Annotated in this window: 6 protein-coding genes; 4 read left to right on the forward strand and 2 right to left on the reverse strand. The window is 73.9% G+C overall.

Going from position 1 to position 15,040, the window contains the following annotated elements:
- Positions 1-82: 82 nt before the first annotated feature.
- Positions 83-9,679: a non-ribosomal peptide synthetase gene (locus tag QK440_RS38795; RefSeq protein ID WP_282797974.1), complete on the forward strand. Its 9,597-nt coding sequence runs from the start codon at positions 83-85 to the stop codon at positions 9,677-9,679.
- Between the two features lie 134 nt (positions 9,680-9,813).
- Positions 9,814-11,043 (forward strand): cytochrome P450, encoded by a 1,230-nt coding sequence (locus tag QK440_RS38800; protein WP_282797975.1) that lies wholly within the window; start codon positions 9,814-9,816, stop codon positions 11,041-11,043.
- A gap of 158 nt (positions 11,044-11,201) precedes the next feature.
- Here the strand turns inward: QK440_RS38800 and QK440_RS38805 are convergent, their stop codons facing one another.
- On the reverse strand, positions 11,202-11,621 hold the full coding sequence (locus QK440_RS38805; protein WP_282797979.1) for a cold shock domain-containing protein: 420 nt from the start codon (positions 11,619-11,621) through the stop codon (positions 11,202-11,204).
- 143 nt (positions 11,622-11,764) lie between these two features.
- On the reverse strand, positions 11,765-13,483 hold the full coding sequence (locus QK440_RS38810) for an NAD(P)/FAD-dependent oxidoreductase (protein ID WP_282797976.1): 1,719 nt from the start codon (positions 13,481-13,483) through the stop codon (positions 11,765-11,767).
- Between the two features lie 136 nt (positions 13,484-13,619).
- Here QK440_RS38810 and QK440_RS38815 point away from each other — a divergent pair, with 136 nt between their 5' ends.
- Together QK440_RS38815 and QK440_RS38820 are read left to right on the forward strand one after the other, a co-directional pair.
- Entirely contained in the window at positions 13,620-14,423 is an 804-nt protein-coding gene (locus QK440_RS38815) for a hypothetical protein (RefSeq protein WP_282797977.1), read from the forward strand.
- 120 nt (positions 14,424-14,543) lie between these two features.
- On the forward strand, positions 14,544-14,825 hold the full coding sequence (locus tag QK440_RS38820) for a DUF5988 family protein (protein ID WP_282797978.1): 282 nt from the start codon (positions 14,544-14,546) through the stop codon (positions 14,823-14,825).
- Positions 14,826-15,040 lie beyond the last annotated feature (215 nt).

The following is a 15,040-nucleotide window of genomic DNA, read 5'->3' on the forward strand; positions in this document are numbered from 1 at the left end:
CCTGGCCAAAGCCCTCGACCTCCTCGCCCCCGGCGGACGCATCATCATCGGCGACGTACGCAACGCCGGCACCCTGCGGCTGATGCGCACCGGTGTGCAGCGCACCCAGTACCCGAACGAGGCGCCGGCGGCGGCCCACGCGGCCATCGCCCGCTCCATCCTGACCGAGCCCGAACTGGTCCTGGACCCCGAGTGGTTCACCCAGTTCGGCGAGCGGCACGGCGCGGGGGTGGTGGACATCCGCCTCAAGCCGGGCCACGCCCACAACGAACTCACCCGCCACCGCTACGAGATCTTCGTGCACAAGGACCCGGTGGACGCCCTCGACGTCACCGACGCGCCCACCGTGGACTGGGGCCGTCAGGCCGGGGACCTCTCCGCCCTGGAGGAGCTGGTCCGGGCCCAGGCCGCTCCCGCGCTGCGCGTCACCGGCATCCTCAACGCGCGCCTGACCGAGGAGGCCGGCTGGGCCGCCGAGGTCGGGATCGCCGAGGCGCCCGCCGCGGCCGGGCCCGCCGTCGACCCGCAGGAGCTGCACGAGTGGGCGGCCGAGCGCGGCTGGAGCGTCCTGACGACCTGGTCGGCGGCGGCCGGCGAGTGCTTCGACGCGCTCGTCCTGACCGACGCCGAGGCCGTCACCCGCCCGGTGCGGGGCGGCTTCGTCCCGTCGCGCCGCGCCGACCTGTTCCTGTCCAGCGACCCGGCCGCGGCCACGCAGATCGGTGTCCTGGTCGGCTCGCTGCGCGGCTACCTCCAGGAGCGGCTGCCCGCCCACCTGGTCCCGGCCTCCGTGGTGGCCATCGCCTCGGTGCCGCTGGCCGCCAACGGCAAGCTGGACCGCCGGGCGCTGCCCGCCCCGGACCTGTCCGCGCAGGCCGGCGGCCGGCCGCCGCGCACGCTCCAGGAGGAGCTGCTGTGCGACCTGTTCGCCGAGGTCCTGGACCTGGAGCGGGTCAGCGTCGACGACAACTTCTTCGACCTGGGCGGCCACTCGCTGCTGGCCACCAAGCTCATCAGCCGCATCCGCGCCACGCTGGGTGCCGAGGTCGAGCTGCGCACCTTCTTCTCCCACCCGACGGTGGCGGGGATCGTGCCGCACCTGGACGGCAGTGCCCGCACCCAGGCCCCGCTGGTGCGCGTCGCCGAGCGGCCCGAGCACCTGCCGCTCTCCTTCGCCCAGCAGCGCCTGTGGTTCGTCCACCAGTTCGAGGGCCCGTCGGCGACGTACAACATGCCGATCGTGCTCCGGCTGAGCGGCGACCTGGACGTGCCGGCGCTGGAGGAGGCCCTGGCCGACCTGGTGGCCCGCCACGAGACCCTGCGCACCCTCTTCCCCGCGGTCGGCGGCAAGCCCGAGCAGCGGATCCTCTCCCCCGAACAGGCGCGGCCCGCCCTGGCCGTGCACGAGGTCGGCGGCGAGGACGAGCTGGCCGAGGCGCTCACCGCGGCGGCCCGGTACGCGTTCGCCCTGGAGAGCGAACTGCCGCTGCGCGCGCAGCTCTTCCGCAGCGGCCCGCGGGAGTCCGTCCTGTCCCTGGTGGTGCACCACATCGCGGCCGACGGCTGGTCCTACGCCCCGCTGGCCCGGGACCTGGCCGCCGCCTACACCGCGCGTGTGGGCGGCACCGCCCCCGAGTGGACCGAACTGCCGGTGCAGTACGCGGACTACACCCTGTGGCAGCACGAGCTGCTCGGTGACGAGGCCGACCCGGACAGCCTGTTCAACAAGCAGTACGCCTACTGGGCCGAGCAGCTCGCCGGGCTGCCGGAGAAGGTCACCATCCCCACCGACCGGCCCCGCCCTGCCGTCCTCAAGGGCACCGGCGACCTGCTCCGCTTCACCCTGGACGCCGAGCTGCACCGGGGCGTCGCGGAGCTGGCCAAGGCCACCGGTACGACCCCCTTCATGGTGTTGCAGGCCACGATGGCCGCGCTGCTGACCCGCCTGGGCGCGGGCACCGACATCTCGGTGGGCAGCGGCATCGCCGGGCGGACCGACGAGAACCTGAAGGACCTGGTCGGCCTGTTCGTGAACCTGCTGGTGCTGCGCACGGACACCTCCGGCGACCCGACGTTCGCCGAGCTCCTGGCCCAGGTGCGCAAGACCAGCCTGGCCGCGTACTCGCACCAGGACATCCCCTTCGAGTCCCTGGTGGAGAAGCTCAACCCGGAGCGCTCGCCGTCCGTGCACCCGCTGTTCCAGATCGCCCTGGCACTGCAGAACAACGAGGCGGCGCAGTTCGAGCTGCCCGGCCTGCGCGTGCGGGCCGACGGCTCCGGCACCGGCACCGCCCGCTACGACCTGCTGCTCAGCCTCGACGAGACGTTCGAGGACCGCACCACGCCCGCGGGCATCTCCATCGCGGCCGAGTACTCCACCGAGCTGTTCGACGCCTCGACGATCGAGACGCTGATCACGCGCTGGAAGCGGCTGCTGACCACCGCGGTCACCAACCCCTCGCACCGCATCAGCTACGCCGACCTGCTCACCCCCCAGGAGCGCAGCCAGCTCCTGGCGGCCGAGCGGGAGCAGCCCGAGCGGGTGGCCGCGCAGGCGACCTTCCCGGAGCTGTTCGCGGCCCGGCTGCAGGCCGCGCCGCAGGCCCCCGCGGTGGAGTCGGCGGAGGTCACGTGGTCGTACGCGGAGCTGGACGCGCGGGCCAACCGCATCGCGCACTGGCTGCGTGCCCGCGGCATCGGCGTCGAGCAGCAGGTGGCCGTGGCCATGCCGCGCTCGGCGGACCAGGTCGCGGTCGCGCTCGGCATCCTGAAGGCGGGCGCCGCGTACATGCCCGTCGACCTGGACTACCCGGCCGAGCGGATCACGTACATGGTCCAGGACGCCGCCCCCGCCGCCCTGCTGGTGACCCGGGCCGCCCTTGAGGACCTGCCCGAGCACCTGGCCACCGACGTCGTGGCCATCGACACGGCCGAGGTGCAGGCGGCCTGGGAGGCTGCCCCCGACACCGCCCCTGTGGCCGGTCTGCGGCTCGAGCACCCGGCGTACGTCATCTACACCTCCGGCTCCACGGGCCGGCCCAAGGGCGTCACCGTCACCCACGCGGGCATCGCCGCACTCAGCCACTCCACCCAGGAGCGCCTCGGCATCACCCCCGACGCCCGCGTCCTGCAGGTCGCGGCGCCGAGCTTCGATGCCGCGTTCTGGGAGCTGGTGCAGTCCCTGACCACGGGCGCGGCCCTGATCGTCCCGGCCCAGCGGCGCCTGGTCGGCGACGACCTGGTGCGCACCCTGGCCGAGCGCCGCGTCACCCACGTGATGCTGCCGCCCAGCGTGCTGGCCGCGCTGCCTGCCGACACCCCGCGCACCCTGACCGACCTGCGTACGGTCACCGTCGGCGGTGAGGCGTGCCCGCCGGGCCTGGCCGCCGCGTGGTCGCCCGGACGGCGCTTCGTCAACGCCTACGGCCCCACCGAAACCACCGTGTGCGGCTCCATCAGCACCCCCCTGACCAGCGACCACACCCCCATCGGCACCGCCGTCGCCGACAACCGGGTGCGCGTGCTGGACGAGCAGCTGGCCCCGGTGCCCCAGGGCACGCCCGGCGAGCTGTACGTGGCGGGTCCGAGCCTGGCCCGCGGCTACCTGGGCCGCCCCGCGCTGACCGCCGAGCGCTTCGTCACCGACCCCTACGGCCCCGCGGGCTCCCGCATGTACCGCACCGGCGACGTGGTGCGCCGCGGCGCCGACGGCCAGTTGGAGTACCTGGGCCGCAGCGACGACCAGGTCAAGCTCCGCGGCCTGCGCATCGAACCCGGCGAGATCGAAGCGGCGCTCGCCGAGCACCACAACGTGGCCCAGGCCGTCGTCCTCGTGCGCGAGGTCCGCGGCACCAAGCAGCTCGTCGGCTACGTGGTACCCGTCGGCGCCCGCGAGACGACCGACGACTTCGACATCACCGCGGGCGTCTCCGCCAAGGAACTGCGCCGCTTCGCCGCCGGCCGCCTCCCGGAGTTCATGGTGCCCTCGGCCTTCGTCCTCCTGGACGAACTGCCGCTGACGCCGAACGGGAAGCTCGACAAGGCCGCGCTGCCCGAGCCCGAGGTGCCCGGCGGCGTCTACCAGGCGCCGCGCACCCCGGAGGAGCAGGCGCTGGCCGCGGCGTACGCGGAGGTCCTCGGCCTGGAGCGGGTCGGCATCGACGACGACTTCTTCGCCGTCGGCGGCGACTCCATCCGCTCCATCCAGGTGGTCTCCAAGGCCCGTGCCCACGGCATCGAGATCACGCCGCGGCAGGTCTTCGAGTGCCGTACGGTGGCCGCCCTCGCCGTGGCCGCCGCGACCGGCGGGCAGGCGGCGCCGGTCCGCGAGGAGCTGGCCGGCGGCGGCGTGGGCTGGATGCCCCTGCTTCCGGTGGCCCGCTACATCACCGGCCTCGGCGGCGGCTTCGACCGGTTCGTGATGTCGATGACGGTGAACCTGCCGCGTGGCATCGACGAGAGCGGTCTGGCCGCCACGCTGGCCGCGGTCGTCGACCACCACGACGTGCTCCGCGCCCGCCTCGTCACCACCGGCGAGCCGGGCCTCGAGGTGGCCGAGCCGGGCACCGTCGACGTGGCCGCGCTGATCCGCCGCGTGCCCTGCGCGGGCGACTGGCAGGACCCCGCCTGGCGGGAGCAGGCCAAGGCCGCGCTCGACGCGGCGGTGCGGGAGCTGGACCCGGCGTCCGGGTCGATGGCCCGGTTCGTGTGGTTCGACGCCGGTCCCGAGACCTCCGGCCGCCTGATCATCGTGCTGCACCACCTGGTGGTCGACGGCGTGTCCTGGCGCATCCTCACCCCGGACCTCGCCGAGGCCTGGGAGCAGGTCCGCGAGGGCCGCACACCCCAGCTCGCCCCGGTGCCCACCTCGATGCGCCACTGGGCCCACGCCCTCACGGAGGAGGCCGCCTCGCCGCGGCGCACGGCCGAACTCCCGCTGTGGCAGGGCATCGTGGAGGGGCCCGACCCGCTGATCGGCTCCCGGCCGCTCGACCCGGCCGTGGACGTGCGCGCCACCATGGAGACCGTGGAGGTGCGCCTCGCCCCCGAGGCCACCGAGGCGCTGCTGACGTCGCTGCCCGCCGCGTTCCACGGCGGCCCCAACGACGGCCTGCTGACCGCGCTCGCCCTGGCCCTGACGCAGTGGCGCAAGAACCGGGGCGTCGACGGCACCGCCGCGTCCTCGCTGCTGCTGCGCCTGGAGGGCCACGGCCGCGAGGAGGCCGCGGCGCCGGGTGTCGACCTGTCGCGTACGGTCGGCTGGTTCACCAGCATGTTCCCGGTCCGGCTGAGTGTCGACGGCTTCGACGTCGACGAGGCCGTCGCGGGCGGCCGCTCCGCCGGCCACGTCATCAAGGCCGTCAAGGAGCAGCTGAACGCCGTCCCGGACAAGGGCATCGGCTACGGCCTGCTGCGCCACCTCAACCCGGAGACCGCCGAGGTCCTGCGGGCGCACGAGGGCGGCCAGGTCGCCTTCAACTACCTGGGCCGGTTCGCCCAGGGCGACCAGCCGGGCGGCGGCGGGAGCTGGGCGATCGCCACCGACATGGAGGGCATCGCCGCCGACCTGGACGCGGACATGCCCGCCCTGGCGGCGGTGGAGATCAACTCCTTCGTGGTGGACACCGCGCGGGGCCCGCAGTTCAGCGCCTCCATCGGCTTCCCCGCCGGGCTGCTCGCCCGCGAGGAGGCGCAGGAGCTCGCCGACCTGTGGCACACCGCCCTGGAGGGCCTGGCCCGGCACGCGGCCCAGCCCGGCGCGGGCGGTCTGACGCCGTCGGACGTACCTCTGGTGCAGGTGCGCCAGCGCGACCTGGAGCTGTGGGAGGAGCAGTACCCGGGCGTGCGGGACGTCTGGCCGATGACGGACGCGCAGTCCGGTCTGCTCTTCCAGAGCCAGCTCGCCGACACCTCCTTCGACGCCTACCACGTGCAGTTCGCCATGCACCTGTCCGGTGCGGTGGAACCGGAGCGGATGCGGGCGGCCGGACAGGCGCTCCTCGACCGGTACGCGAACTTCCGTACGGCCTTCGTGGCCTCGGCCGCGGGGCAGCAGGTCCAGCTCGTCCTCGACCACGTCGAGCTGCCCTGGCGGGTCGTGGACCTGCGCGGCCTCGGTGAGCGGGAGCAGGAGGAGGCGTTCGAGGAGCTCCTCGCCGAGGACCAGCGGGCGCACTTCGACCCGGCGGTGCCGCCGATGATGCGGATGATCCTGGTGCTGCGCGCCGAGGACCGCTCGGAGCTGGTGTTCACCGTCAACCACGTCCTGTTCGACGGGTGGTCCTTCCCGCTGATGCTCCAGGACCTCATCCGCGTCTACGCGGCGCACGGGGACACCTCCGCGCTGCCGCGGGTGCGCCCCTACCGCGACTTCCTGTCCTGGCTCGGACGGCAGGACCAGGAGGCGGCGTTCGAGGCCTGGGCGCGCGAGCTCGACGGCGTCGAGGAGCCGACGCTGCTGGCGCCCGCGGCCGCCACCACGGCCGTGCCCGAGGGGCAGGACGCGACCGACCACGTCGACCTGCCGCTGACCGCCGGGATCGGGCAGGAGCTCCAGCGCCGGGCGGGCGAGCTGGGCATCACGCTCAACATGCTGCTCCAGGGCGCGTGGGGCGTGGTCCTCGGGCACCTGACCGGGCGCCAGGACGTCGTCTTCGGTACGACGGTCTCCGGCCGCCCGCCGCAGGTGCCGGGCGTGGACGAGATGGTAGGCCTGTTCATCAACGCCCTGCCGGTGCGGGTGCAGTTCACGCCGCGCGACACCCTCGCGGACCTGCTGATCGGGCTCCGTGAGCGCCAGGCGGTGCTCATGGACCACCAGAACCTCGGCCTGACCGAGATCCACCGGGCCGCGGGCGTGGGCACCCTGTTCGACAGCATGATCATCTTCGAGTCGTTCCCGATCGACCGCGAGGGCATGACCGAGGCGCACGGCGAGGCCGGCGTCGAGATCACGGGGATGCGCATCCACAGCAGCACCCACTACCCGATCACCCTCGGGTCCGACCCGAACCTGAGCATGGCGGTCCTGGAGTACCGCAAGGACCTGTTCGAGCGCGCGGAGATCGAGCGGATCGCCGCGTACCTCAGCCGGGTCCTCGAGCAGCTCGCGGCCGATCCGCAGACGCCGCTGGCGCGCCTCGACCTGGTGGAGGAGGCCGAGCGGGAGCTGGTGCTCGGCCGGTTCAACGACACCGCGGCGCAGGTGCCCACGCGGACGGCGATCGCCCTGGTCGAGGAGCAGGTCGCCCGCACGCCGGAGGCCACCGCGGTCGTCCACGAGGACGAGCGGCTCACCTATGGGGAGCTGAACGCGCGGGCCAACCGCCTGGCCCGGCTCCTCACCGCGCGCGGCATCGGCCCGGACTCCCTGGTGGCGGTGGTCCTGCCGCGCACCCCGGAGCTGGTGGTGGCGCTGCTGGCGACGCTGAAGTCCGGCGCCGCCTACGTGCCGGTCGACCCCGGCTACCCGGGCACCCGCCTGCGGCACATCCTCGACACGGCCGGGCCGCGGCTGATCCTCACCGACACCACCGCGGCCGGTGTCCTGCCCGAGGGAGGCGACATCGAGCGCCTGCTGCTCGACGAGACGGACGTGTCGGCGTACGCGGACACCGACCTCGCCGACAGCGAGCGCACCGGCGTCCTGCGCCCGGACCACCTGCTGTACCAGATCTACACCTCGGGCTCGACGGGCCTGCCCAAGGGCGTGGGTCTGACCCACGCCAACCTGGTCAACGCCCTGCACGGCATGGTCGACGAGGTGGGCCTGGAAGCGGGCCCGAAGATGCTGGCGAGCACCTCGATCGGCTTCGACGTGGCCAGCTTCGAGCTGCTGTTCACCCTGACCCGCGGCGGCAGCGTGGAGCTGGTCCGTGACGTCCTGGCGCTGGCCGAGCGCGACCACTGGGACCTGGACGTGATCAGCTCGGTGCCCTCGGCCTTCGCCGAACTCGTCGACCAGCTCGGCGAGCGCGTCACGCCCAAGGCCCTGCTCTTCGGCGGCGAGGCCCTCACCCCGGCGCTGGTGGACCGCATCCGCGCCCAGTGGCCCGAGGCCCGCATCGTCAACTGCTACGGGCCCAGCGAGGCGTTCTACGTCACCTCCCACGTCCTGGACCCCCAGGCCTCCTACACCGGCGGGGTGCCCATCGGACGGCCGCTGAACAACCTGCGCGGCTACGTGCTCACGCCGTCCCTGGCCCCGGTGGGTCCGGGCGCGGTCGGCGAGCTGTACCTGGCCGGCGCGGGCGTGGGCCGCGGCTACCACGGGCGCCCGGCGCAGACCGCCGAGCGCTACCTGGCCGACCCGTTCGGCCCCGCGGGCGGCCGCATGTACCGCACCGGCGACCTGGCCCGCTGGACCGCCGACGGGCACCTGGAATACCTCGGCCGCGCCGACTCCCAGGTCAAGATCCGCGGCTTCCGCATCGAACCGGGCGAGGTCGAGGCCGCCGTGGCCGCGCACCCCGAGGTCGCGCAGGCCGCGGTCGTCGCCCGCGGCAGCGCGGGCAGCAAGCAGCTCGTCGCCTACGCGGTCCCCGCCCCCGGCGCCGAGCTGGAAGGGGCCGCACTGCGGGCCTTCGTCGCCGAACGCCTGCCCGACTACATGGTGCCCGCCGCGTTCGTCACCCTGGAGCGCCTGCCGCTGTCCCCCAACGGCAAGCTCGACCAGAAGGCGCTCCCGGCTCCCGAGCTGACCGGCAGCGCGGCCTACCGCGCCCCGCGCACCCCGCAGGAGGAGGTGCTGGCCGGCCTGTTCGCGCAGGTCCTCGGGGTGGAGAAGATCGGCGTCGACGACAACTTCTTCGACCTCGGCGGCCACTCGCTGAGCGCCACCCGCCTGGTCAGCCGCATCCGCGCGGTCCTCATGATCGAGGTGCCGATGCGGACGGTGTTCCAGGCGCCCACGGTCGCGCAGCTCGCCGCCCGCCTCACCGCGGGCGCCGAGGGGGCGGAGGAGACCGAGCGCACCGACCCGTACGGGGTCGTCCTGCCGCTGCGCGGCGGCGGCACGGGGACGCCCGTGTGGTTCATCCACCCCGGCTTCGGCCTGTCCTGGTCCTACCTGGGCATGGCGATGCAGCTCGGCGACCGGCCGGTGTACGGCATCCAGGCCCGCGGCTACGACGGCTCGCCGATCCCGGAGAGCTTCGAGGCGATGGTCCTGGACTACGTGGAGCAGATCCTCGGCGTCCAGCCGGAGGGCCCGTACCACTTCGTCGGCCACTCCATGGGCGGCACCCTGTCCCACGCCGTCGCCGCCGAACTCCAGCGCCGCGGCCACGAGGTGCCCTTCATCGCGCTCCTCGACGCCGCGCCGACGACGGCCTTCGTCGCCGAGGACGTGGTGCTCGACCGGTCCATCGGGCGGGACTTCCTCGCCGGCTACCTCCCGGGCGAGGACGACGACGCCGACCGGCGGACCCTCATCGAGAACGGCGCCCTGATCATGTCCGAACACGTCCGCCTGGCACGGGCGTTCACCCCGCCCGTCTACCGCGGCACGGCGCTGTACTTCAACGCGACGCTGAGCCCGGAGGCCCAGGCCGCGTTCTGGGACCCGTACGTCGAGGGCGACGTGCGCGCCCACGACATCCACTCCACACACTTCGGCCTGACCGCACCCAAGGTCGCGGCCGAGATCTGCGACGTCATCAACCGCCACCTCGCGGACTGACGGAGCAGCACCGCGGTGCCGGGCCCGTCCGACCGGGCGGGCCCGGCACCCACCCCGTGCCCCTCATCTGCCCCGCGCCCCTCGCCCGCCCCGTGAGGGGCCGCGCGCGGCGAACCGAGAAAGAGAGAACGAGCGTGACCGAGCAGATCCTCAACCTGAGCAACAAAACCGTCAGCAACCCGGCGGAGTACGGCCCCCTGCGCGAGCGGGGCCCCCTCTTCCGGGCCACCATCGAGGGCCTGGAGTCCCCGGTCTGGTTCGTCGCCGGCTTCGACGACTGCAAGGAGATCCTGCACGACTCCCGCTTCATCCGGGACCAGTCCAAGCTGCCGGGGGCGGAGGGCCCGAGCCTCACCGACGAGATGCTGACGCAGGTCGGCATGCCGAAGGAGTACTTCAAGTACTTCGGCCTCCTCGGCCTGTCCGACGGCGAGGAGCACACCCGGATGCGCAACGTGGTCGCGCGCGCCTTCACGGCCCGCCGCGTCAACGCGCTGCGCCCGGGCCTGGAGAAGAACGCCGCGGACATCTACGCCGCGCTGGCCGAGAAGAAGGAGGGCGACCTCGTCTCGGAGCTCGGCTACCCGCTCACCAGCGCCGCCATCTGCGAGCTCATGGGCGTCGAGGCGGCCGACGTGCCGCTGCTGCAGGGCTGGATCATGGAGTTCGTCTCCTACGACACCGAGCGGCTCGTCCCCGCCATCACCAGCATCGTCGAGTACTACAAGGACCTGATCGCGCGCCGCCGCGCCGAGCCGACCGACGACCTCATCTCCGAGCTGGCCAAGCCCGGCGGCCCCGACCAGGACCTGCTCTCCGACGACGTGATCATCGCCATCTTCATGCTGCTCACCAGCACGGGGATCGCGCCGCCCGCGCACTTCCTCGGCCAGGCGCTGCTCGCCCTGCTCACGCACCCCGAGGAGCTGGAGAAGCTGCGCGCCCAGCCCGAGCTGCTGGCCCGGCGGGCCGTGCCGGAGCTGATCCGCCACGCCACCTCCGTGCCGACCGGCGGGCCGCTCTACGCGGCCGAGGACTTCGAGTTCCGGGGCTGCCCGGTCAAGACGGGCGACGCCGTCATCCCGTCCCTGGTCGGCGTCAACCACGACCCGCGCCAGTTCGACGACCCGCTGAAGCTGGACCTCGCCCGCGACCTCGGCCCCGGCGTCGGCCACCTGTCCTTCGGCAGCGGCGCGCACTACTGCACCGGCGCGGCCCTCGCCCAGCTCGAGACCGAGGTCGTGATCAACACGTTCCTGCTGCAGAACCGCACCATGGAGCTCGCGGTCGACCCCGGCGAGCTCCAGTACTTCGACGTGCCGGGCAAGGGCACGGCGCTCGGCGCGCTGCCCGTCCGCTTCTGACGTCTCCGACGCCGCTCACGTCCCCGTAGTCACGTACGAGCGCGAGGCCGTCCCGACCCCCACCCCAGGGTCCGGACGGCCTCGCGCTCGTACGGCGTCCGGCCCCGGGGGCCGCGGCCTCCGGGGCGGCCCGGTCACCCGGCGCCGCGGCCGGTCGCCTACGACGTGATCCAGCCGTGGTCCCGCACCAGCTCCAGGACGCAGGCGCGCACGCGCTTGATCTGGTCGCCGGTCAGCGAGTCCACCGAGTCGAGCAGGGCCTCCGTGAGCTCGTCGACGAAGTCGTCGGCCGCGGAGACGGCCCCGTCGCCGGTGACGGCGGGGGCGGGCCGGGCCGCGAGGTTCCCGCGCGGCAGCTGGTGGGACGTGGACTGGTGCACCAGGCGGATGTTCGACGCCTTGGGCCCCTTGTCCCCCATCTCCATGAAGAACTCGACCACGCTGCCTTCCTGGTAGAGGTACTTCTCGTCCACCAGGTCGTTCGCGTGCATGAACACGTCCTCGTCGCCCGTCTCCGGGGCGATGAACCCGTAGCCGCGGACCTCGTCGAACCGCAGGACCTTCCCCACCGTCAGCACACCCATGCCACCACACCTCGCCACGACCTCTGGAGGGTCCCACCCTGTGTGGGCCCCCGCGGATGCCGGCATCCGCCCGACGAACCTACCCTGCCCGGCGCGGCGGCCCGCAGGGGGTGCCCCCGGGGGCCTCGCGGGGCCGGTCAGGCGGACGCGCCCCGCTCCGCCCAGTGCTGCCGCAACGCGCTCTCGGCGCAGGAGACGACGCCCTCGATCGAGCCGGGGTCGGGCGTCCAGCAGTCGCTGACCAGGTGCACCGCCTCGCCGGGCAGCGGGCGCCGGACCCGGGGCGCCACCGTGGCGGGGTCGCAGCCGGGCCGCCACACGTGCCACGCCCCGTCGTGCGGCGGCAGGCTCCAGTCCTGCCAGCGGGCGGCCAGCGGGGCCGGAAGCCCGGGCAGCCGGTGCACGCGCTCCACCAGGCGGTGCGCCCGCTCGACCAGGGCCGCGCCGGGGACGGGCGGGGCGGCGGCGGGCTCGCGCGGCGCGTCCCAGGCCGCGGTGGCGGGCCCGCTCGGGTAGGCGGCGAGCAGCAGCCCGGGGCCGCCGGTGCGGGGCGGCCCGGGCGGCGGGCACGTACCGCCGTACCAGAGCTGCCGCAGCGGCAGGTCGGTGGTGCCGCGCCCGCGCGTCATGCCGAGGCCGTGCCACCACGGCGAGGCGTACAGCAGGAACAGCTTGTGGGCGGGCACGGCCTCGACGGCGGCCAGGTTCTCGCGCAGCCGCGGGGTGAACGGCAGCCCGTCCGGCGCCAGGCGGAGCAGCGCCCCGGGCGGCAGGGCGAGCATGACGGTGCGCGCGTGCACGCGGACGTGCTCACCGGTGGCGCGGCCGCGCGCGTCCTCCAGGGCGAACGTCAGCAGGTAGCGGGGGCGGAGCGCGTCCCGGCCGGTGGCCGCGCGCGCCGCTGTGCCCCGCTCTCCCCCGGCCGGGCCCGCGTGCCGCTCCGCCCGGTCGATCCGCAGGAGCCGGTGGCCGAGGCGCAGCGTGCCGCCCGCGGCCGTGAAGCGCTCGCACAGGGCGAGCGGCAGGCTCTGCATGCCGTGCCGCAGCGTGACGTACTCGGCGCGGGGCGGGGTGCGGAACAGCAGGCCGAGCTGTTCGGCGGCGTTCTCGCGGCTCGTCCCCGTGTCGTAGCCGCCGGTGTCGTGCACGAACGCGACGGCCTCCGCGCCGAGGACCGCGCGCAGGGCCTCGGCGTACGTCGTCCGCCCCAGCGGCAGGCCCGCCGCGGCGGCCACGGCGCACCGGGCCCGGAACGCGGCGGCGGTGTCCGCGGCCCGGCGCGTGTCGCCGCGCTCCAGGGCCTCGTGGTGGCTCAGGCGCAGCCCGGTGAAGCCGGGCACGAGCCGCTCCGCCGCGCGGAGCACCAGGGCGTCCGGGTCCAGGCCGCGCTCCTCCCCGGTGAGGTCGTACGGGATCCGCGCGGGGTCGGCCAGGTCGCGGCGGCGCAGGGTCACTCCGCGGACGTGGACGAGGTTCTCGGGGCGGCCGAAGTCGAAGGGCACGAGGTCCGGGGTCAGCCCGGCGCGGTCGACGACGTCGAGGACCCGGCGCAGTCCGCGGTGCAGCCGCATGGCCCCGAGATCGGCGACCGGGCCCGCCTCGTCCGCCCCTCCCCCGCCGGCCCCCGCCCCCGTGTCCGCTGCTCCGCCGTCCGCCCGTCCCAGCCGTACCGACCACAGCCGTCCGCCCACCCGGTGGGAGCGTTCGAAGAGCGCCACCCGGCCGCCGGGCGGAGGGGTGTTCCATTCTCCGTGGCAGAGCAGGCGTTCGGCCAGGAAACAACCGCCGATTCCGGCCCCCACTATCGCCGTGTCGAGGAACAGCGGTTTCCCGGACCGGTGATGACGGAGCGTCATGGTATTTGCCCTTGCATGGTGTACCGCACGGTGCTGTTGATCTACAGTCGCGCTCACGTATCCGTCTTAACACATGCGGGGGGCCGTGCTTTTCCCGGGCCCGGCCGCGACGCCCGAGAACGCCGGAGGGACATCCATGATCTTCCGCAAGGAAATAGCCGCCGAGACCGCGGGCGCCTATGACACGTTGGCCGCCTACTTCCAGGACGTACGGTCGTTCTTCGAAGTTCTGGGTGTCCGCTTCAGCCTGCCCGAGTACGGAGTGCGGCTGCGTCCCATCGCCGGGAACGAACTCTTCTCGAACGCGAACAGCTATCTGCTCTCCGACGACAGCTCGTACCCGTACTACCTGTGGCTGCCGAGCTGGCTCGGCCGCTTCTACATCGACGCCGACCGGATCGGCGAGGGACAGCGCGCCAACGACGTGCGCACCGCGCACGCGCGCCACATCGCCTTCGTCTGGCCCTGGCTCGGCTTCAACGACGCCTACGTCAAGGACGCGGAGGAGCCCGAGTGCTGGTTCGGCGTGGCGGACCCGCGCCCCCAGGACCCGCACGAGACGGTGCGCACCACCGCGCAGAGCCTGTTCAACCACTTCCGCCTGGAGCACACCCTCGACGGCGAGCACCAGGGCTGGCTGACCGGCCACTTCACACCGGACGAAGCGGTCGGCCGGACGCTCACGGGCCGGTGGCACCTGCGCCGGGTGCCGCTGTCCGCGCTGACGAGCTACTACGAGGTGGAGAAGAACGTCATCCAGCCGCTGGGCGAGAAGTTCAGCGCGCTCGCGGCCGGCACGGACCCGGGGCGGCGGCCGGCCCGGCCGGCGGCGAACGGCCGGGCGCAGGGGGACGCGGGGCGGCCGGAGGCGGACGGTGCGGCGCGGACGCCCGGGCCGCCGCGCCGCCCGGAAGCCGCGCCGATGGCTGTGCGCCCGTGAAGCGAGCGGGTCGCCGCCCCGGGCGATAGGGGTCATTGAGGGGTGTCCCGGGGCTACCCGGAGCCGCCGCGGGCGCAGAACAATTCTTCGCGTACGAGGTGCCAAGACGAGAGGTGACCCATGCGAGGAATCGACAACAGCATCTCCGCCATCACGTTGAACTCCGTCCAGCTCGAAGGCGGTCCGAGCACTCTTTCCGGAACTGTCGTCCTCGCCGAACTCAACGAAGTGATCTGCTCCCCGGAGAAGATCAAGATTCGGCACGGGAACGGATACGAGCACTACGAGTTCATCGAGGCGCCGGCTCCGCTCGACGACGTGCGGGCCCACGCTCCGGCGGGCGGTGTCGCCTCCGGACCGCTGAAGCTGCGCTGGGTCGGCCGCACGAAAATCGCGGAATAGCGGCGTACGCCCGAGCGCGGCTCCTTCGGGAACACACCGGGAACACACCAGGAACACGCAAGGAATACGCCAGGAATACGGAGAACACACCGGCACCCATGGGAAAGGCGGCCCCCCCCCGGGGGGGGGGGGGGGCGTTAGCCAGGGGGGGGGGCGGGGGGGCCCGGGCCCGGCGGGCCCGGGCCGGGGGGGCCCGGCCCGGGGGCCCGGGGCCC

The sequence above is a fragment of the Streptomyces sp. CC224B genome, assembly GCF_030010595.1.
Classification (GTDB): domain Bacteria; phylum Actinomycetota; class Actinomycetes; order Streptomycetales; family Streptomycetaceae; genus Streptomyces; species Streptomyces longispororuber.